Source organism: Paraburkholderia sp. Clong3, from assembly GCF_050436485.1.
Lineage (GTDB): Bacteria > Pseudomonadota > Gammaproteobacteria > Burkholderiales > Burkholderiaceae > Paraburkholderia > Paraburkholderia tuberum.
On record NZ_JBNDMH010000002.1, the window covers coordinates 1,533,408 to 1,552,344 of the forward strand.

Below are 18,937 nucleotides of genomic sequence, written 5' to 3' on the forward strand. Positions count from 1 at the left end.
ACGTTTCTCGATGAGCGTAACGGCGTCTGGCTGCCGTGAGCATTGACAGAACTCCCCGATCCGCCACGAGGTGGTCACGGCACTGCGACCGCGTTGTGCACCGACTTTTCGCCTGTATCGGCGGGCCATTGTGCGCGGATCTTCGTCACGACCAGGTCCGGAAGCGGTATGTAATCCAGCGCGTTGACCGTCGGCCCACCATGACTCAACGCCCATTCGAAAAACTTCAAGGTGGCTTCGTCGTGGCCCGGCTTGATCGGCGTCGCGGGAAGCAACACATAAGTCGCGCCCATGATCGGCCAGGCATCCTTGCCCGGCTGGTTGGTCAGCGCTTGCGAGAGAGAACCCGACCAGTCGGCACTCGCCGCGGCTGCCCTGAAGGTCGCGGCGCTGGGCTGAACGACATTACCCGCCGCATTGGTCATGGCAACGTACTTCAAGCGGTTCTGTTTCGTGAAATCCCATGCGACATAGCCGATTGCGCCGGGCAGATAACCGACGTACGTGGCAATTCCCTCGTTGCCTTTACCGCCGATGCCGAGCGGCCATCGCACGCTAGTGCCTTCGCCTACCCTGCGCTTCCATTCGGGACTGACCTGCGCGAGGTAGTGAGTCCAGATCAGCGTCGTGCCCGAGCCATCCTGGCGACGCACCACGGCAATCGGGTAGTTAGGCATCTTGATCTTTGGGTTCAACCGCACGATTGCCGGGTCGTCCCAGAACTGAATCTTGCCGAGAAAGATGTCGGCGACGACCGGCCCCGTCAACATCACCTCGCCGGCTTTGAGCCCCGGAAGGTTCACGACGGGTACCACGCCGCCGATTACGATTGGAAATTGCCGCAAGCCGTTGCGGGTCAGTTGATCGTCGGTCAGTGGCGCGTCCGAGCCCGCAAAGTCGACTTCCCGGGCGATGACCTGCTTGAGCCCATCAGACGAACCCGTGCCCTGATAGATCACCCTGCCGCCACCCGACTTCTGGTAGTCGGCGGCCCATCGGGTGTAGAGGGGAGCGGCGAACGTGCTGCCGGCTCCCTTGATGTCGGCGGCGTAGGCCGCGGCTGTGCATGAACAGCAGATCAGACCAGCCATGATGGCGTCGAATGTTCTCACGAATGTCTCCCGTCGGTTCTTGTTCCGGGACATCGCTGATCCAGACCTGCCACTGCGTGAACTCGTTGGAGGGCGACCGTGCCGGTGATTCAATGTGCAGTTTTCATCGGGTGTGTCAGGTCTCCTGCATGACGCGCCATACGACACATTAAAGAACGGTGACAGACCGAATTCCAGTTGAATCGTGCTATCGAGCGCGCCGCGCCCGGCGGCCTCTTCCCCAATTGCAGGCATCCGGTTTCCGGGTAGCCGACACACATCAGACATCCCCTTCACGTCTCGTCCCACGGTGGCACGCCCGAGAACGCGTTGACGAGGAAATCGATTGCCGCACGAACTTTTGCGCTCACGTGGCGACGGCTCGGATACAGCGCGAGCACATCGATATCCGGCAAACGGTATTCAGGCAATACCTGGACGAGCCGGCCTGCGCGTAGGTCCTCGCCGATCAGAAACGTCGGCTGCCAGATCACGCCATGCCCCGCGAGCGCCGCCGCGCGCGCGGTGTCGCCGTTATTGGTGTGCATGTGGCAGTCGACCTCGACAGCATGCGTTTTGCCGTCTTTGTCCATCAGTTGCCACTCGTCCGCCGTGGCGGCATACGTATAGCCGATACATCGATGTCCGAGCAGGTCCGTCGGCGTTTCAGGATGTCCCCAACGCTTCAGATAGTCGGGAGATGCACACAGGATGTTTGTCGACGTCGCCAGTTTGCGCGCCGCGTGATCGACCGTGCCGGCGCGCGAGATGCGGATGGCGAGATCGAAGCCCTCCTCGACGATATCGACGACGCGATCTATCAGCGTGATGTCGAGTTCGACGTCGGGATATTGCTGCATGAACCGTGGCCACAGCGGCGCGAGATGCAGGATGCCGAAGCTGACCGGTGCATTGATACGCAGCCGTCCACGCGGTTCGATCGACGTTGTCGACACGAGCCCTTCCGTTTCCGCAACGTCTTCGAGGATTGCCTTGCATCGCGAATAAAGCGTTTCACCGGCCTCGGTAAGAGACAATCTGCGTGAGGTGCGATTCAGAAGCCGCGCACCGAGATGCGCCTCCAGTTCATTCACGTAGCGGGTCACGTTCGCGGGCGAGGTTTCGAGCGCGTCGGCCGCGCGCGCAAAGCTGCCCCGGTCGACTACGGTGACGAAGATCTCAAACGCGCGCAGCCGGTCCATATGGCACTCCTGTCATTCATAAAAGCTGAATGATATCGCCATATTTTTGGTCTTTTTGTCTCAAGAACGGAATCTTATAGTACGTCTCAACGAGCCGACGCATTGGGCATCGGCCGATGATCAAACCGGAGATTCAACATGCAACGCTTGACAGGAAAAGTCGCTATCGTCACTGGCGCCAGCGCGGGCATTGGTCGCGCCGCCGCCAGGCTGTTCGCCGCCGAAGGCGCGAAAGTTGTCGTGGCCGCACGCCGCGAAGCTGAACTCGAGGCGCTGGTGAGCGAGATCGCTCGCGACGGCGGCACGGCTGTCTCGCTGGCAGGGGACGTGCAATCCGAAGAATTCGCGAAAGCGCTGGTCGAACTCGCCGTCAGCCGCTTCGGCCGCCTCGACATCGCCTACAACAACGCGGGGACGCTCGGTGAAATGGGACCGTCCACAGGCGTATCGGAAGCGGGCTGGTCAGCGACGTTGGCCACCAACCTGACGAGCGCGTTTATCGGCGCCAAGCATCAGATTCCTGAAATGATCAAGCAAGGCGGTGGGTCGATCATCTTCACGTCGACGTTCGTCGGCTACTCGTTCGCCTTCCCGGGGACCGCCGCCTATGCCGCGAGCAAAGCCGGGCTGATCGGACTGACGCAAGCGCTCGCGGCTGAATACGGCCCGCAAGGCGTGCGCGTCAACGCGATCCTCCCGGGCGCGGTGGACACGCAGATGTATCGCGGTATGAACGATACGGCCGAATCGCAGACGTTCGTGACCGGGCTGCACGCGCTCAAGCGGGTCGCAAAGCCGGAAGAGATTGCCCGCTCGGCGCTCTACCTTGCTTCCGACGATTCGTCCTTCGTGACGGGTACCGCTTCGTTGGTGGACGGTGGGGCTTCGATTACGCGCACCTGAGCTTTCTTGACGACGGCGCCCGCGGGAATGCGGATGTTCGACGACGACCCGCGAACGGCTGCTTGACCCACGCTTCGATGATGTCGGCTCGTGTCCGGAGGTACGCATCTCGGATGCGCGGCCGACATCGGAGCGTTCGGGCGCGAGCGTCGACCGGCGTCGGCTGATGGACGAACCCCCTACCATGAAAAATAAACGACCACTGTACGGTTCCTCACCTAATCTTTGATCAGCTGAACCGCGAAAAGCGAAACGCGAGTCAGTTGGAGTAACCAACAAGGAGGTGGGCCATCATGAAGACGTTAGTCCACACAGCTTGCGCGGTCGCGGTCATGGCTGTGTCAGTTGCATCGCTGGCGCAGTCGGACGGGGCGCTGACGCACGCGCAAGTGCAGGCAGAAATCGCTCAACTCGAGCAAGCCGGCTTCAATCCGGCCAATGCGAATACCGTCGACTTTCCTACCAACATGCCGACCACCAACGCCACTGCCGCAGGCCAGAGCAGCGGCTACGGCCCCGCGACCAGCGGTACGCAGCAGATGGGTCATCCGGCCAGCACGAGTGGGATGAAGCCGGTGTTCTTTGGCGGATCGTAAGCCTGCCCGTCTGAGCAGTTCGCCGCTGCAGAGCATGCCCTCCCCGCCGGGGACGGCGTGGAGTGTCGTGCCATGCGCGCTTGCAGAGTGATTTCGGCCGCCGCCTGAATGCCCGAAGCCGTCATGACGACGATTTCGGACGCACCCGATCGAGCGCCATATTGCATGGCGCGTGTTGAATTGCCAGCGTTCATTCGCTGAGCGTCTGGCGCGAACAGCTAACACCTCGTCAGCGTTTCTTAACGTCGATGGTCAGGATTTCGTATCCGGGGTCGGCGTGCTCGTTCGCGACTTTATTCGCTTCCTCATACGAGCGAAAGGACGTGGCTTCCTTGATCTCCGGTGCCATGCCGATATCGCCGTCCTCTGCGGTGCAGAGGAACTTTTCGCCGGTCTTTACGACGTAGACGGTCGTCATATCTCCCTCCATGGCTTGCAGGGCAACTTCCAGTCTAGCAGGCTGGTAGGGTTGCACACGGTTCGCTGAGGCGATGGGCTGGAAAAGGAAGCGAGGAAAAGTCCCGTTGCCGCGCACCGCGGCAACACGTGACGATAGCGACCGTCGTGCGTTCAAGAACCAGGCGATTCTGCTTTGCCTGGTCCGATCGCTGCTTTCGCTCAGGGCGTCACTGCGCGATCGACCGCCGCACATTGCGGGCGATCCACGCCGCAAGACCGGAACGGCCCGCGATCGACAGCGTGCGGCGCGGCCCCAGCACGATGCCGCCGATCACCAGCGCGAGAAGCAGCGCAACATGCGGCGCCTCGGCGAGCGACGCGAGCACATTGCCGGCGGAGGAGCGCGAGGCTGCCCGCCCCGCCGGCAACGCGGCAGTCTGGTTCGCCGCGACCAATGCGGCTCGCGATGCCTCCATGCGTTCCAGAATGGTGACCCGGGCAAGCTCATTTGCGTGATGTGGCTGACTCATTTGAGCGACTCCCTGAGAGCGTCGAGATCGGAATGAATCTCGGCCTTGAGCACGTGAAGCGATTGCGCCGGTTTCTGCGCCCGCAGGAAGAGCAAGGACACGATGCACACGAGCAGCCACGCGCCGGCCACGCCCCAGACCACCGCAAGGAAGTAAGGCGTCTGCCACGCGGTGGCGATGATCGCGATACAAATGAAGGACAGCGTGAACAGGCCCGCGACTGCCAACGCCATGAGTGCGCTCAACTCGCGCACCAGACGCTTTCGCGTCTCCTCGACTTCAAGCGCGAACAGTTCGCTATAGTCGGTTACACGTTCGACGCAGAATCGCCCGACGTTGCGCCACCTCGTGACCTTCGCATGGATCGACATTCCGTCCTCCTTACGATTCATTTGCGGCGGCCGCAATCAGCAAAGACTTCGCCTCTCGGCCGACAGAGCGAAGCGACGCCAGCGCTGAACGCAGCGCAAGAGCCGGGCCCGCGCTGAGCGATCGCACGCCGCGTGCCCGTTCCTGGCCGGATGCCTGCACGCGTTCGCCGTGTCGGCACAGCGCTTGCTCGAATCAGGCAGATCATTCGCTCGCCGAGGACAGCATGACCCCGCTCCCCCCAACCGATCACACTGACCGCAGCGCCGACGCAAGCATCGGCGAGACCGGCTCCGATATGGCTAGCGCGGACGGACGCGCGATGCCGGCCGCGCGCGCCGAGCGCGGCTCCCACCACGCGATGTATGACGCGCACCGCGGCGCGCTGATCACGGTGACCGCGCATCGGAACTCGCGAGGCGCCTGGATCGCCGACGTGTCGATTTCCCGCGAGGGCCGGCCGCTGGAGATACCCGCCAATCTGGCCAACGTGGAGCCCGTGACGCCGGAATGGCTCACCGAGGCGGAAGCGTTGCGCGCCGGCGTCGAACAGGGCCGCTATCTGATCGACCGGACGCTGGGCGGCGGCTCCGCACCTCTATCGGCGTCGCTGGGGCCGGTGCGCTGACGCGGGCGTCGCAACACGCGCATGTCGCAATACGCGCATGTCGCAAATGTCGTGATTGCAGGTTCGACGGATTGCCCGGGTCGAGATTGTCTTTCTGATCGCCGAGGCGTCAGAACCGTGCCCGCCCCGGCGACCCGGCGCAAACGCGTTACTCGTCGCTATCGAGCCCGCCCGGCAGCGGCCCGATCGTCATGCCCGCGCCCGACCCTGTGCGGGTTCCGGGGGGATAGGCATCGGTTGCTGTCTCGGGCGGAACGTCCGCAACGCAGCGGCTCGCGTCGCCGTCGCGCAGACATTGCACGAAACGGTCCGCCTCCTGTGGCGAACGAAATCCGTAGATCTTGCTGGCAACCTGCACCTGTGTGTCCGACAGTCGCTTCGACGGCGTTTCCATCACCACTCCTTTTGCTGGACGATCTATCGCTACGAGCAACGCGCGCGCCACCTCCAATGCAATCGCGCCGCGACTGCGGCACAGCGCTTGCGTTGGCCCCAGGCAGACCTGGCAGGCCTAGCGCGCCGCGCTCAACCGTCTTGCGTCGGCGATGCCGACGGCGGCCCGCAAGTCGTCCGGATGAACCATCAATTCGCGGACCTCGCGCAGCGTCGCGTACTGGTCGAGCGCCGTCCGCCATCTCGGCGATTCGAGCAACTGATGCCACACCGGTTCCAGCACCGCGCAATCGGCATCGCGGCCATCCGCCAGTGCGGCCGCGAAATCGAGGCTGGCGTGCGCCGACAGCAGCTGCATCCGGCTCGCAGGGCCCAGCACGCGCGGCGCCGCTTCGACGGGGGCGTCGCAGCAATAGAGCACGGTCCTGCGAAGAGCGGCCCCGTCGCTCGTCAGCGCGGCGAGCGACGCGCCGCTCAAACCCACCGTCCCCTGCTGCGTCCGAAACGGGTAGACGGTGTGCGGGTCCGCATGCGCAAGCAGCGTCAGTCCACGCACGAGCCGCGGCAGATCGGAGGTGGCCGCATCGACCGATGCCTTCGCTTCGACGAGCAGGCATACGTCCCACGCCGCCGCGTCGGCCGGGGGCTGTGCCTGGCGCAGCAGCACCACGTCCCATTCGGTTTTCGCGCGCTCGTGGCTCGCGGGTATCGCGGCCGGCACGCGCATCGAGTTCACGACACGGTACGAGGCGAGCGCACCCTGCGCATCATTGAGGCGCCGCGCGAGCGCGTCGAGCGCATCGGCGGCCGATGCCTCGACCGCGGCGCCGCGCTGCTTCGAACTCAAGCCTCGTGCCACGGCAGTCGAGCTTCCCGGGCGCGGCCCCTGGCGATCCCACAGCGTCTGGTACTGACGCACGCGCTCGTCGGACGCGAGCGCGTAAAGACGGCGCAAGCGCTGCAAAGCGGCACTCTCCAGCAATTGCGCGAGGCCGCGTTGCAGCGCCGCGTCGTGCGCGATTTGCGGCGTATCGATGCAAGCTTGCACGGCTTCGGCCAGCTCGGGCCACGCTTCGGCGAACGCCAGCGCGTGCAGACGCGCCAGCGCGTCGCGTTGCAGGCCGGGTAGCAGCCGCTGCTGTTTGGCCGGATGTGCGATCGCATTGACGGCCGCGTAGATCAGCCGGCGATCGACGCTCGCGTGCGCGGCCAGCGACGCGTACTCGCGCACCACCGTGCTGCGATGCCGTAGCAGCATCGCCTGAAACACCGGGTCGCCGGCTTCCTCGCGCATCGCCTCCCGAATCATGCGCGCGAGCGCCTCGACGAAGAAGCGCTGGTGCGCCGCATCCGGCGCTTCGCCACGCGCGCTCGCCTCGCGAGCCTGCTCGATCGCGAGCGCGAGCACGGTGGCGGGTCTCGCTTGCTGCGTCGGCGCGCAGACGGCCGCAAGCGCCGGCAGGCGATAGCGACGCGCGACAGCGTCGAGCATCTCGTCGAGCAGCGAAGGCGATGGCGTCAAGGACATAGCGATATGTCGATCAGTTGGCGAAATAACTGTACATGAAGGTTCGATGCGGCGCGCGGACCGGCACGGGCCGCCCCGTCAAAACGCCATTGCCATAAACTTCATAAAAAATGGGCGCTGGGAAATCCCGATAAACATTACAAAATACAAACATGAATCGAACCGGCAATTACATTTTTCCGACATTAAACATGCATGACGAATTCAGCACGAAAATTGCTCTCCGGATTAACACGGAGAAAACCGGCTTCAATCACGCAGACGCTTAATGCTCGGCGTACACTCGCCGTGAAGCGCTTGCCATAAGGCGCAAGGGCTACGGTGCCGTCCGCGATCAAACGCGGTTTTGTGGAGACTCAGGAGAACAATCGATGAGCTGGACTCGGGAACAGAGAAACGTCACGATCGCCGCCTATCTAGGCTGGACGCTCGACGCATTCGATTTCTTTCTGATGGTGTTCGTATTGAAAGATATCGCGCAGGAATTCAATACGGACATTCCGTCGGTCGCGGTCGCGATCATGCTGACCTTGATGATGCGCCCGCTCGGCGCATTGATTTTCGGCTGGCTCGCCGACAAATACGGCCGCCGTCCGACGCTGATGCTCAACATCGCGTGCTTCTCGCTGCTCGAACTGCTGTCCGGTCTGTCGCCGAACCTGATGACGCTGCTCGTGCTGCGCGCGCTGTTCGGTATCGCAATGGGCGGCGAATGGGGGGTCGGCGGCGCGCTGACCATGGAAACCGTGCCGCCGAAGTCGCGCGGTATCGTCTCGGGTCTTCTGCAAGCCGGTTATCCGAGCGGCTACCTGCTCGCCTCGATCGTGTTCGGCCTGTTCTATCAACACATCGGCTGGCGCGGCATGTTCTTCGTCGGCGTGCTGCCCGCGCTGCTCGTGCTGTACATTCGCGCGCACGTGCCGGAGTCGCCCGCGTTCAAGACGCTCGAGAAGAAGGTCCGTCCTGGCCTCGTCGCGACGCTCAAGCAGAACGTCGGTCTGTCGATCTACGCGATCATCCTGATGACCGCCTTCAACTTCTTCTCGCACGGCTCGCAGGATCTGTATCCGACCTTCCTGCGCGTACAGCACCAGTTCGATGCGCACACGGTGTCGTGGATCACGATCACGCTGAACATCGGCGCGATCTGCGGGGGTCTGTTCTTCGGCTGGGCGTCGGAGAAGATCGGCCGCAAGCGCGCGATTTTCATCGCCGCGCTGATCGCGCTGCCGGTGCTGCCGCTGTGGGTCTTCTCGACCACGCCGATGCTGCTCGCGCTCGGCGCGTTCCTGATGCAGATCTCGGTGCAAGGCGCCTGGGGCGTGATTCCGGTGCACCTGAACGAAATCTCGCCCGATGAAATCCGCGCGACCTTCCCCGGTCTCGTGTATCAGCTCGGCAATCTGATTGCGTCGGTCAACGGGCCGCTGCAAGCGAAAATCGCCGAACTGCACGGCAACAACTACGCGCTCGTGATGGCGGTCGTGATCGGCATCGTCGCGATCTTGATCTGCGCGCTGATTCCGTTCAGCCGCGAGCGCCGCGGCATCGACATGACGCAGTCCGCGCGTGAAGTCGTCGGCGCGGAATCGACGGGCGGCGCGGTCGGAGGACAAGTTTAAGAGCTCGAGGCTTTCGAACCAGACGGCTAGCCAATACGCGTCAACGCGTGGGAGCCGGGTCAACCCGGCCGTCGAGCGCAAGGCCAGATTACATCGCAACACGACACGAGGCCGTTCCGATTCGTTCGGGACGGCCTTTTTATTTTCCGCGCGGCATGACGCGCCGCGCTTCGCCAGCATGGCTCCCCGACAGCTCTTCTAGAGGAGTTCGTCGAGCCCGTCCCTTGATCGCACCGACCATCCTTTCTTATCCTAAAAAAAACGGTCGTTTCAAATATCGATTTGAATCGCGTGTTTGCGAGCCGGCAGCCCCGGCAAGTGGGAGACGGCAACATGGCAGTTCGCACACCCGGCCGGCATGCCGGCGATACGAAGTCACGCATTCTCGACGCCGCGGAGACGCTGTTCATCGAATGCGGCTATGAGGCGATGTCGCTGCGCCAGATCACTTCGCGCGCCGAAGTCAATCTCGCGGCGGTCAACTATCACTTCGGCAGCAAGGAATCGCTGATTCACTCGATGCTGTCGCGCCGGCTCGATCAGCTGAACCGGGAGCGCCTGAAGCTGCTCGACCGCTTCGACGTCATGCTCGGCGCGCGCCTGACCTGCGAGCACGTGCTCGGCGCGATGTTCATTCCGGCGCTGCGTCTGTCGCGCGATCCGCGTGTCGGCGGCAGAGCGTTTCTGCGCCTGCTCGGGCGCGCCTACACTGATCCCTCGTTGTTCATCCGCGACTTTCTGAACGCGCATTACGAAGCGGTGGCGATGCGCTTCTTCGACGCGTTCCAGCGCGCGCTGCCGCATCTGCCGCGCGAGGAGCTCGGCTGGCGGTTGCATTTCGCGATCGGCGCGCTGTCGGGGGTGCTCGCCGGCACCGATACCGACAGCCTGATTGCCGAGTTCTCGCAAGGCAAGTCGATGAACGATCTGCAGCTCATCGCGCGCCTTGCGTCGCTGATGGTCTCCGCGCTGAAGGCGCCGCTGCCGGACGGCTCGCAACTGGCCGCGTTCGCCGCCGTGCTCGGCGATGCGACCGACGGCGGCGTAGATAGCACGTTCGCCAGTGCGCAAGAACACACCAGCGGCGAGGCGGCCGGGTGCGCAGTGGCACGCGACACGTTCGACAGCAACAGCCGCGGCGGCACTATCGAAGCGGCGCCGGCAAGCTATCAGCATGGGCTGCACGGCACCGCCTGACGAAGTCTCACGGCGTCATCGCGTCATCACTCGACGTAACCACCACACGTCGTACATGGAACCCGATCGAGCTCGCTTACCCGAGCAGTACATCTACGTTGCGCAGCTGCGCCGTGCCCGTCAGTCGAGTCGGTAAGACGCGGTAACGCCCGACGCAAGAGAGCGACTCGCAGCTGGCCCGGCGATTGCGTCACCACAGAGGAGGAAACGTCATGCCGTGGTTCATCCTGGCGCTCGTCATCGCCGCATTCGCTCTCGTCTACGTTCAGGCCCGCGCCTCATGGTGGCTCGCGGCGCTGATCGTCTGGGTCGCGGCCGCGCTCGTGAGCGGCGCGGCCGGCCCGCTGCTGACGACACTGCTCGCGATCGTGTTCGTACTCCCCGCCCTCGTGCTGACGATCAAACCGCTGCGCCGCGCATGGCTCGCGAAACCGGTGCTCGACACGTTCCGCAAGATCCTGCCGCAGATGTCGCCGACCGAGCGCGACGCGATCGAGGCGGGCACGGTCTGGTGGGACGCCGAGCTGTTCTCGGGCCGCCCGCACTGGGACACGCTGCTCGGCTATGGCCCGGCCATGCTCAGCGCCGAAGAGCAGACGTTCCTCGAGGTCGAATGCGAGCAGCTGTGCGACCTCGCGAACGACTGGGAAACCACGATGGTCTGGCAGGACCTGTCGCCGCCAACATGGCAGTTCATCAAGCAGCACGGCTTTCTCGGCATGACCATTCCGAAGCAGTACGGCGGCAAACAGTTCTCCGCGTACGCGCATTCGCAGGTGATCATGAAGCTCGCGACGCGCTGCTCGGCCGCGGCCGTGTCGGTGATGGTGCCGAACTCGCTCGGCCCGGCCGAGTTGCTGATGCACTACGGCACCGACGCGCAGAAGAACTACTATCTGCCGCGTCTCGCGCGCGGCGAGGAAATCCCCTGCTTCGCGCTGACGAGCCCGTATGCCGGGTCCGACGCCGCCGCGATTCCCGATGTCGGCATCGCTTGCCAGGGCCTGCACGAGGGCCGCGAGACGCTCGGCTTTCGCGTCACGTGGGACAAGCGCTACATCACGCTCGGGCCGATCGCGACCGTACTCGGCCTCGCGTTCCGCGCGCTCGACCCCGACCATCTGCTCGGCGCGAATGACGAACCGGGCATCACCTGCGCGCTGATTCCGACCGACCACCCGGGCGTCGACATCGGCCGCCGTCACTGGCCGTTGAACGCGGTGTTCCAGAACGGCCCGAACTCGGGCAAGGACGTGTTCATTCCGCTCGACTGGGTGATCGGCGGACGCGCCCAGGTCGGCAACGGCTGGCGCATGCTGATGGAGTGTCTGGCGGCGGGCCGCGCGATCTCGCTGCCGTCGTCGAATGTCGGGATGGCGAAGATTGCCGTGCGCGGCACCGGCGCGTATGCCGCGATTCGGCGCCAGTTCCGCACCGCCGTCGGCAAGTTCGAGGGCGTGCAGGAAGCGCTCGGCCGCATGGGCGGCAACCTGTACGTGATGGACGCCGCGCGCCGCCTGTGCGCGCAGGCGGTCGACCTCGGCGAAAAGCCGTCCGTCATTTCGGCGATCGCCAAATATCACATCACCGAGCGCGCGCGCATGGTCATCAACGACGGCATGGACGTCGTCGCCGGCAAGGGTATTTGCATGGGGCCGTCGAACTTTCTGGCGCGCGCGTATCAGCAAATGCCGATCTCGATCACGGTCGAAGGCGCGAACATTCTGACGCGCTGTCTGATCATCTTCGGCCAGGGCGCGATTCGCTGCCATCCGTACGTGTTGAAGGAAATGACGGCGACGCGCGAGCCCGATCGCGCGAAAGCCTTGCGCGAGTTCGACGCGGCGTTCTTCGGTCACGTGAATTTCACGGTGTCGAACGTGGTGCGCAGTGCCGTGTATGGGCTGAGCGGCGGCGCGCTGATCGCGAAGCCGCGCCGCGCGTATGCGCCGCTCCATGCGTACTATCGCGCGGCGACACGTCTGTCGGCCGTGTTCGCGTTGCTCGCCGACGTGTCGATGTTCGTGCTCGGCGGCGATCTGAAGCGTCGCGAACGCATCTCCGGACGCCTCGGGGACGTGCTGTCGCAGCTGTTCCTGATCTCGGCGACGCTGAAGCGTTTCGAGGACGAAGGCCGACAGCACGACGACCTGCCGCTCGTGCGGTGGGGCGTCGAGGATGCGCTGTACAAGGCGCAGCACGCGCTCGACGGCGTGCTCGCGAACTACCCGAACCGGGTCGCCGCGACGCTCGTGCGTGTGCTCGCGTTCCCGTTCGGCCTGCCGCATCGCGAGCCGTCGGACCGGCTCGGCAGCGAGATCGCCGAACTGATGCAAACGCCCGGCGCCGCGCGCGAGCGGCTCGTCGCCGACTCGTACGTGCCGCACCCCGACGTCGATGCGCTCGGCTATGGCGAGCTCGCGTTCGCGCTCAATCCGCAGTTCGCGCAAATCGAGCAGAAGCTGCGCGAGGCGGTGAAGCAGGGTCTGCTCGAACCGCTGCCGCAAAGCCTGCCGCAGTTCGCCGCATGGACCGATGCGGCGCAACGCCAGGGCCTCGTCGACGCGGACGAGCGGCGCGTGCTCGACGACTACGCGCGCTACGGCGCGCAGGTCGTCAAGGTCGACGATTTCCCGGCCGACTTCGACCTGCTCGCGAGCTTGCAACAGCGCAAGCAGGCGCTCGAAAAGGCGCTGGAACTGGTGGCCTGATGCGCGCGCTCACGCAGAAAAAACGACCGACCCGGCGCGGCAAACCGTACCCGAGTCACGCAACTCAAGGCACACTGACACACGTCCGGCGCCCCTGAAAATCACGGGGCTGCCCGCGGCGCGTCCAGCAGAGCAACCGATAACATGAACGACTCCTACCTGAAGTTCGTCAACTCGCCGTTCGGCGGCCGTCTCGCGCGCTCGCTCGGGCTGCCGAAGCCCGAGGTGCTGCGGCGCTATCGCGCGGACCGGCCCGAGTTCGACGGACTGATCGCGATCGGCGCGGGCCGCGAGCCGCACCTGTTCGACGCGCTCGCGAGTCTGATCGCCACCATCGGCATGACGAGCGTCGCGCACGAAAGCGCCGGGCTGTGGGTGCCGCTCGCCCATCGCCACGGCCTGATGACCGGCCGCTTCGAGCCGGCCGAAGCCGGTGCGCCGGGCAAGCTTGCCGCGTTGATGTTCGACGCGAGCGGTATCGACGACAGCAGCCTGCTCGAACCGCTGCACGGCTTTTTCCACGACACGCTGCGCTCGCTCGGCAAGTGTGGGCGCATCGTCGTGCTGGGCCGGCCGCCCGAGGCCTGCGCGAGCCCGCGTCAGTGGACTGCCCAGCGAGCGCTCGAAGGGCTCGTGCGCTCGCTCGGTAAGGAAGCGCGGCGCGGCATCGCCGCGAATCTCGTGTACGTGGAGGAAGGCGCTGAAAACGCCATCGAGGCGACGCTGCGCTTTTTCCTGTCGCCGCGCTCGGCCTATGTGTCCGGTCAGGTGGTGCGGATCGCGGCACATGGCGCGCTGCCGCACGACGCGCCCGCGTTCGACTGGCGCCAGCCGCTCGCCGGCCGGCGTGCTCTGGTCACGGGCGCGGCACGCGGCATCGGCGCGGCGATCGCGAGCGTGCTCGCGGCCGAGGGCGCGCATGTGATCGGCCTCGACATTCCGTCCGCGCGCGACGCGCTCGATGCGACGATGCGGCAGCTGAACGGCAGCCCGCTCGCGTTCGACGTCGCCGCGCCCGAAGCGCCCGCGCAGATCGCCGCCGCGCTCGACGAGCTCGGCGTCGACATCGTCGTGCACAACGCCGGCATCACGAAGGACAAGACCATCGCGAAGATGACCGGCGCCGTCTGGCAAAGCGTGATCGACATCAACCTGAGCGCGCAGGAACGCATCGACGACGCGCTGCTCGCGGGCGGCATCCTGCGCGACGGCGGGCGCATCGTCGCGGTGTCGTCGATCAGCGGCATTGCGGGCAATCCCGGCCAGACCAACTACGCTACGTCTAAGGCTGGCGTGATCGGCCGGGTGCAGAGCATGGCGCCGCCACTGCGCGCGCGCGGCATCACGATCAACGCGGTCGCGCCCGGCTTCATCGAAACGCAGATGACCGCGAAGATTCCGCTCGCGATCCGCGAGGCCGGCCGCCGCATGAACTCGATGAGCCAAGGCGGCCAGCCCGTCGACGTCGCGCAGACCATCGCGTGGCTCGCGCATCCGGGCTCGGCGGGCGTGACGGGCCAGGTCGTGCGCGTGTGCGGTCAAAGCCTGATTGGCGCCTGAACGGGAGCATGGGTATGGACGAACCGCGTGATCCGTTCGGCAGCCGTCAGCTCGCTCCCGCGCCGGGCGACGGCGCGCGGCCGAAAACCGTCGTCATCGAAACGCTGCCCGCCCCGGCAAAGCTGTACGGGCGCGCGCTGACGGGCATCGTCAAGCGCGGCCGCGACACGCGGCTGCCGCCGTTGCGGCTCGTGCGCCCCGCCGTCGTGCTCGAGCCCGGCCCCGTGTGGCGCTATGCGCGCGTGTGCGGCTTCATTCCCGAGCACGGCGTGCCGCTGACCTACCCGCACCTGCTCGCGTTTCCGCTGCATCTGCTGATGCTGACCGACCCCGCGTTTCCGTGGCCCGCGCTCGGTCTCGTGCATCTGGCCAATCACGTGCGGCTGCGCCGCCCGCTCGCCTACAAGGACCTGCTGCGCATCGAGGTCGAATTCGGCGCGCTGCTGCGTCACGACAAGGGCCAGGCGTTCGTCGTGCATACGCGCATCTATCGGCGCGGCGAGGCGGTGTGGGACGGCGACAGCATCTACCTGAAGCGCGCGGTGCCGGCGCTCGGCCATCCCCTCGAAGCGTTGACGCTCGGCCCCGATGCGCTGCAACGGATCGCGCGCTGGCAGCTCGCGCCGCAACTGGGCCGCGACTACGCGAGCGCGTCCGGCGACTACAACCCGATCCACATCAGCGCGCTGTCGGCGAAGGCGTTCGGCTTTCCGCGCGCGATCGCGCATGGCATGTGGACGCTCGCGCGCGCGGCGTCGTCGCTGCAGCCGCCGAAGCCGCTCGCCGAAGCAACGCTCAGCGCCGAGTTCAAGGTGCCGATGCTGCTGCCGGGCGAAGCGTCGCTGTGGAGCGCATCGCCTTCGCTGATCGAGCGCGATCTCGAGGTGCGCGATATCGCCGGGGAAAAGCCGCATTTGCGCGGGCGCATGCAGTGGCGGCTGCTGTGAACCGCGAGCGCGCCGTTCGCATCGACCAATAATCTGGGAACGACCCAAAGGAGCCGAGCATGTCCCACCCGCAACCTGCCGCGCGCCGCGTCGCCGTCATCGGGGGCAACCGGATTCCGTTTGCCCGCTCGAACACCGCGTACGCGAGCGCATCGAATCAGGACATGCTGACCTTCACGCTGCAAGGGCTGATCGATCGCTATGACCTGCACGGCGTGCGTCTCGGCGAAGTCGCGGCGGGCGCCGTCATCAAGCATTCGCGCGACTTCAACCTGACGCGCGAGTCCGTGCTGTCCACCACGCTCGCGAAGGAAACGCCCGCCTACGACGTTCAGCAGGCCTGCGGCACCGGCCTCGAAGCCGCGATCCTCGTCGCCAACAAGATCGCGCTCGGGCAGATCGACGCGGGCATCGCGGGCGGCGTCGATACCACGTCCGACGCGCCGATCGGCGTCAACGAGCGCATGCGCAAGATCCTGCTCGAAGCGAATCGCGGCAAGAGTACCGCTCAGCGTATCGCCGCGCTCAGCAGGCTGCGGCCCGGCATGTTGTTCAAGCCGCTGTTGCCGCGCAACGGCGAGCCCCGCACGGGGCTGTCGATGGGCGAGCATTGCGAGCTGATGGCCAAGCGCTGGAACATCTCGCGCGAGGCGCAGGACGTGCTCGCGTACGAGAGCCATCGCAAGCTCGCCGATGCGTACGCGCGCGGCTTCGTCAACGATCTGATGACGCCGTACAAAGGCCTCGCGCGCGACAACAACCTGCGCGCCGACCTGTCGCTCGAACGGCTTGCGAACCTGAAGCCCGTGTTTGACCGCGACGCGGGCACGCTGACCGCCGGCAACTCGACGCCGCTGACCGATGGCGCATCCGCGGTACTGCTCGCAAGCGAAGCGTGGGCGGCCGAGCGTGGCTTGCCCGTGCTCGCGTATCTGAGCTGGTCGGAAACCGCGGCGGTCGACTTTTTCGACAAGCAGGAAGGCCTTCTGATGGCGCCCGCCTACGCGGTGCCGCGCATGCTCGCGCGCGCCGGCCTCACGTTGCAGGACTTCGATTTCTACGAAATCCACGAAGCGTTCGCGGCCCAGGTGTTGTGCACGCTCGCGGCATGGCAGGATGACGAATATTGCCGCACGCAGCTTGGCCTCGCCGGCGCGCTCGGTGCGATCGACCGCACCAGGCTCAACGTGAACGGCGGTTCGCTCGCGACCGGCCATCCGTTTGCGGCGACGGGCGGACGTATCGTCGCCGCGCTCGCGAAGATGCTGGCGCAACTCGACAAACCGGCCGGCAGCGCACGCGGGCTGATCTCGATCTGCGCGGCGGGCGGCCAGGGGGTCGTCGCGATTCTGGAACGCTAGCGCGGCAGCGCATACCAACATTTTCAGGAGGCAACCGATGACCGAGCCCACCCAAGCCCCGCTGCACGTGCCGGACGCAGGCGGCACGCCTCGTCAAAACCCGGTGCCCCACCCCGCTCCGAACACCGACGGCATCTGGTACGCGTCCTATCCGGACGACGTGCCGCGCGACATCGACGTCACGCAATACGAGTCGATCGATCAGTTCTTCGACGAATGCATCGCACAGTTCCGCGAGCGCGTCGCGTACGTGAGCGTCGGCGCGAACCTGACGTACGGTGAACTGGGCCGCAAGGCGAGCGCGTTCGCGGCATACCTGCAAAGCATCGGCGTGGAGCCGGGCGAGCGCGTCGCGATCATGCTGCCGAACACCTTCCAGTATCCGGTCGCGCTGTTCGGCACGATCAAGGCGGGCGCGGTGGTCGTCAACGTGAATCCGCTCTACACGGTGCGCGAACTCGCGCACCAGCTGAAAGACAGCGGCGCGCAGACGATCGTCGTGTTCGAGAACTTCGCGAAGACGCTCGAAGATGCATTGCCCGGCACCAAGGTGCGCAACGTGATCGTGACCGGGCTCGGCGATCTGCTCGCCGACGGCGCGAACCTGAAGGGACACCTGCTCAATTTCATGCTGCGTCACGTGAAAAAGATGGTGCCCCCTTTCAAGCTGCCGCAGGCGGTGCCGCTCCTGAAAGCGCTTTCGGCCGGTTATGCGCGGCCGCACACACCGGTGCGCGCGACCCACGAAGACATCGCGTTCCTGCAATACACGGGCGGCACGACCGGCGTCGCGAAAGGCGCGATGCTCACGCACCGGAACATCCTCGCCAATCTGTTGCAGGCGAAGGCGTGGGCCGCGGGGCAGCTGTCCGGCGAGGGCGAAACGGTGCTCACGCCGCTGCCGCTGTATCACATCTACTCGCTGACCGTGAATGCGCTGATCTTCATGGGGCTCGGCGGACGCAACATCCTGATCGCGAATCCGCGCGACATGAAGCGCGTGATGATGATCATCCGTCACGAAAAATTCACCGGCATGACCGCGGTCAACACGCTCTACAACGCGTTCCTCGACAACGAGGAATTCTGTCGGCGCGACTTCTCGGACCTGAAGCTCGCGATGGCGGGCGGCATGGCGACGCAGAAAGCCGTCGCCGAGCGCTTCAAGGCGGTGACGGGCAAGCCGATCATCGAGGGCTACGGACTCACCGAGTGCTCGCCGATCGTCTCGATGAATCCGGTCGATCTGACCAATCTGCGCGACTTCGAGGGCTCGATCGGCTTGCCCGCACCGTCCACGCAGGTGCGCTTCAGGAAAGACGACGGCAGCTGGGCCAATATCGGCGAGGCGGGCGAGCTGTGCGTGAAGGGCCCGCAGGTCATGAAGGGCTACTGGAACCGCCCCGACGAAACCGCGAAGGTGATCGACGACGACGGCTGGCTCGCGACCGGCGACATCGGCGTGATGGACTCGCGCGGCTTTATCCGTCTGATCGATCGCAAGAAGGACATGATCCTCGTGTCGGGCTTCAACGTGTATCCGAACGAAATCGAGGACGTGATCGCCGCGCATCCGGACGTGCGCGAAGTCGCCGCGATCGGCGTGTCCGACCCCGCGCAGGGCGAGCGCGTGAAGGTGTTCATCGTGCGGCGCACGCCGACACTGACCGCCGAGCAGGTGATTGCGTACTGCCGCAAGAATCTGACTGGCTACAAGGTGCCGAAGCTCGTCGAATTCCGCGACGAGCTGCCGCAAACCAACGTCGGCAAAATTCTGCGCCGTGCGTTGCGCGACGAGGAACTCGCGAAACAGAAGTCTGCCTGACGGGAATAAGCGTTGCTTCAAAGCGTTATTGCTTTGTTGCTTCGCGTTATTGCCTTGCATGTTGCATGAGCGGCC

17 protein-coding genes are annotated in these 18,937 nt (G+C 65.2%); 10 read left to right on the forward strand and 7 right to left on the reverse strand.

The window, feature by feature from the left end; genetic code table 11:
- Positions 1 to 74: 74 nt before the first annotated feature.
- Positions 75 to 1,112, reverse strand: coding sequence for a phosphate ABC transporter substrate-binding protein PstS (gene pstS, locus OKW30_RS11335; RefSeq protein ID WP_429346728.1), 1,038 nt, complete (start codon positions 1,110 to 1,112; stop codon positions 75 to 77).
- Positions 1,113 to 1,384: 272 nt separating this feature from the next.
- Entirely contained in the window at positions 1,385 to 2,293 is a 909-nt protein-coding gene (locus OKW30_RS11340; protein WP_184071288.1) for a LysR family transcriptional regulator, read from the reverse strand.
- Positions 2,294 to 2,431: 138 nt separating this feature from the next.
- Between OKW30_RS11340 and OKW30_RS11345 the strand changes: the two genes are divergently transcribed.
- Both OKW30_RS11345 and OKW30_RS11350 read left to right on the forward strand, forming a co-directional pair.
- On the forward strand, positions 2,432 to 3,196 hold the full coding sequence (locus OKW30_RS11345) for an SDR family oxidoreductase (protein WP_429346729.1): 765 nt from the start codon (positions 2,432 to 2,434) through the stop codon (positions 3,194 to 3,196).
- Positions 3,197 to 3,489: 293 nt separating this feature from the next.
- Positions 3,490 to 3,792, forward strand: coding sequence for a DUF4148 domain-containing protein (locus OKW30_RS11350; protein ID WP_090804172.1), 303 nt, complete (start codon positions 3,490 to 3,492; stop codon positions 3,790 to 3,792).
- A 229-nt stretch (positions 3,793 to 4,021) separates the two neighbouring features.
- Here OKW30_RS11350 and OKW30_RS11355 read toward each other — a convergent pair whose 3' ends face one another.
- The 3 genes from OKW30_RS11355 to OKW30_RS11365 form a co-directional block, all read right to left on the reverse strand.
- Entirely contained in the window at positions 4,022 to 4,210 is a 189-nt protein-coding gene (locus OKW30_RS11355; RefSeq protein WP_090805701.1) for a hypothetical protein, read from the reverse strand.
- 208 nt (positions 4,211 to 4,418) lie between these two features.
- Positions 4,419 to 4,721, reverse strand: coding sequence for a hypothetical protein (locus OKW30_RS11360; RefSeq protein ID WP_260336580.1), 303 nt, complete (start codon positions 4,719 to 4,721; stop codon positions 4,419 to 4,421).
- Positions 4,718 to 5,092: a phage holin family protein gene (locus OKW30_RS11365; RefSeq protein WP_184071286.1), complete on the reverse strand. Its 375-nt coding sequence runs from the start codon at positions 5,090 to 5,092 to the stop codon at positions 4,718 to 4,720. Before OKW30_RS11365 ends, OKW30_RS11360 begins: the two co-directional genes overlap by 4 nt.
- A 224-nt stretch (positions 5,093 to 5,316) precedes the next feature.
- On the opposite strand from OKW30_RS11365, the gene OKW30_RS11370 reads away from it, so the two are divergent.
- Positions 5,317 to 5,718: a DUF6566 family protein gene (locus OKW30_RS11370; protein WP_429292725.1), complete on the forward strand. Its 402-nt coding sequence runs from the start codon at positions 5,317 to 5,319 to the stop codon at positions 5,716 to 5,718.
- Between the two features lie 148 nt (positions 5,719 to 5,866).
- Here OKW30_RS11370 and OKW30_RS11375 read toward each other — a convergent pair whose 3' ends face one another.
- Both OKW30_RS11375 and OKW30_RS11380 read right to left on the reverse strand, forming a co-directional pair.
- Positions 5,867 to 6,112: a hypothetical protein gene (locus tag OKW30_RS11375; RefSeq protein ID WP_090804167.1), complete on the reverse strand. Its 246-nt coding sequence runs from the start codon at positions 6,110 to 6,112 to the stop codon at positions 5,867 to 5,869.
- 117 nt (positions 6,113 to 6,229) lie between these two features.
- Positions 6,230 to 7,639: a 3-deoxy-D-arabino-heptulosonate 7-phosphate synthase gene (locus OKW30_RS11380; RefSeq protein ID WP_429346730.1), complete on the reverse strand. Its 1,410-nt coding sequence runs from the start codon at positions 7,637 to 7,639 to the stop codon at positions 6,230 to 6,232.
- A gap of 371 nt (positions 7,640 to 8,010) precedes the next feature.
- On the opposite strand from OKW30_RS11380, the gene OKW30_RS11385 reads away from it, so the two are divergent.
- The 7 genes from OKW30_RS11385 to OKW30_RS11415 all read left to right on the forward strand — a co-directional run bounded on the left by OKW30_RS11385 (position 8,011) and on the right by OKW30_RS11415 (position 18,862).
- The gene (locus OKW30_RS11385; protein WP_184071280.1) at positions 8,011 to 9,261 is read left to right on the forward strand and encodes an MFS transporter; all 1,251 of its coding nucleotides are present in this window, start codon (positions 8,011 to 8,013) and stop codon (positions 9,259 to 9,261) included.
- A gap of 333 nt (positions 9,262 to 9,594) precedes the next feature.
- Positions 9,595 to 10,458 (forward strand): TetR/AcrR family transcriptional regulator, encoded by an 864-nt coding sequence (locus OKW30_RS11390; protein WP_429346731.1) that lies wholly within the window; start codon positions 9,595 to 9,597, stop codon positions 10,456 to 10,458.
- A gap of 212 nt (positions 10,459 to 10,670) precedes the next feature.
- Complete coding sequence (locus tag OKW30_RS11395) at positions 10,671 to 13,169, forward strand: acyl-CoA dehydrogenase (RefSeq protein ID WP_429346732.1); 2,499 nt, start codon at positions 10,671 to 10,673, stop codon at positions 13,167 to 13,169.
- 144 nt (positions 13,170 to 13,313) lie between these two features.
- On the forward strand, positions 13,314 to 14,729 hold the full coding sequence (locus tag OKW30_RS11400; protein WP_429346733.1) for a 3-oxoacyl-ACP reductase: 1,416 nt from the start codon (positions 13,314 to 13,316) through the stop codon (positions 14,727 to 14,729).
- A gap of 14 nt (positions 14,730 to 14,743) precedes the next feature.
- Entirely contained in the window at positions 14,744 to 15,676 is a 933-nt protein-coding gene (locus OKW30_RS11405) for a MaoC/PaaZ C-terminal domain-containing protein (RefSeq protein WP_090804158.1), read from the forward strand.
- Between the two features lie 59 nt (positions 15,677 to 15,735).
- Positions 15,736 to 17,037, forward strand: a complete 1,302-nt coding sequence (locus OKW30_RS11410) for an acetyl-CoA C-acetyltransferase (protein ID WP_429346734.1) — start codon at positions 15,736 to 15,738, stop codon at positions 17,035 to 17,037.
- A 37-nt stretch (positions 17,038 to 17,074) separates the two neighbouring features.
- Positions 17,075 to 18,862 carry an AMP-binding protein gene (locus OKW30_RS11415; protein ID WP_429346735.1) on the forward strand — a complete coding sequence of 596 codons (1,788 nt, stop codon included), beginning with the start codon at positions 17,075 to 17,077 and terminating at the stop codon, positions 18,860 to 18,862.
- Positions 18,863 to 18,937 lie beyond the last annotated feature (75 nt).

Bases quoted from the DNA above. Each gene is read 5' to 3' on its own strand.
- OKW30_RS11340 (WP_184071288.1), bottom strand. From the start codon at position 2,293: ATGGACCGGCTGCGCGCGTTTGAGATCTTCGTCACCGTAGTCGACCGG.
- OKW30_RS11345 (WP_429346729.1), top strand. From the start codon at position 2,432: ATGCAACGCTTGACAGGAAAAGTCGCTATCGTCACTGGCGCCAGCGCG.
- OKW30_RS11350 (WP_090804172.1), top strand. From the start codon at position 3,490: ATGAAGACGTTAGTCCACACAGCTTGCGCGGTCGCGGTCATGGCTGTG.
- OKW30_RS11355 (WP_090805701.1), bottom strand. From the start codon at position 4,210: ATGACGACCGTCTACGTCGTAAAGACCGGCGAAAAGTTCCTCTGCACC.
- OKW30_RS11360 (WP_260336580.1), bottom strand. From the start codon at position 4,721: ATGAGTCAGCCACATCACGCAAATGAGCTTGCCCGGGTCACCATTCTG.
- OKW30_RS11365 (WP_184071286.1), bottom strand. From the start codon at position 5,092: ATGTCGATCCATGCGAAGGTCACGAGGTGGCGCAACGTCGGGCGATTC.
- OKW30_RS11370 (WP_429292725.1), top strand. From the start codon at position 5,317: ATGACCCCGCTCCCCCCAACCGATCACACTGACCGCAGCGCCGACGCA.
- OKW30_RS11375 (WP_090804167.1), bottom strand. From the start codon at position 6,112: ATGGAAACGCCGTCGAAGCGACTGTCGGACACACAGGTGCAGGTTGCC.
- OKW30_RS11380 (WP_429346730.1), bottom strand. From the start codon at position 7,639: ATGTCCTTGACGCCATCGCCTTCGCTGCTCGACGAGATGCTCGACGCT.
- OKW30_RS11385 (WP_184071280.1), top strand. From the start codon at position 8,011: ATGAGCTGGACTCGGGAACAGAGAAACGTCACGATCGCCGCCTATCTA.
- OKW30_RS11390 (WP_429346731.1), top strand. From the start codon at position 9,595: ATGGCAGTTCGCACACCCGGCCGGCATGCCGGCGATACGAAGTCACGC.
- OKW30_RS11395 (WP_429346732.1), top strand. From the start codon at position 10,671: ATGCCGTGGTTCATCCTGGCGCTCGTCATCGCCGCATTCGCTCTCGTC.
- OKW30_RS11400 (WP_429346733.1), top strand. From the start codon at position 13,314: ATGAACGACTCCTACCTGAAGTTCGTCAACTCGCCGTTCGGCGGCCGT.
- OKW30_RS11405 (WP_090804158.1), top strand. From the start codon at position 14,744: ATGGACGAACCGCGTGATCCGTTCGGCAGCCGTCAGCTCGCTCCCGCG.
- OKW30_RS11410 (WP_429346734.1), top strand. From the start codon at position 15,736: ATGTCCCACCCGCAACCTGCCGCGCGCCGCGTCGCCGTCATCGGGGGC.
- OKW30_RS11415 (WP_429346735.1), top strand. From the start codon at position 17,075: ATGACCGAGCCCACCCAAGCCCCGCTGCACGTGCCGGACGCAGGCGGC.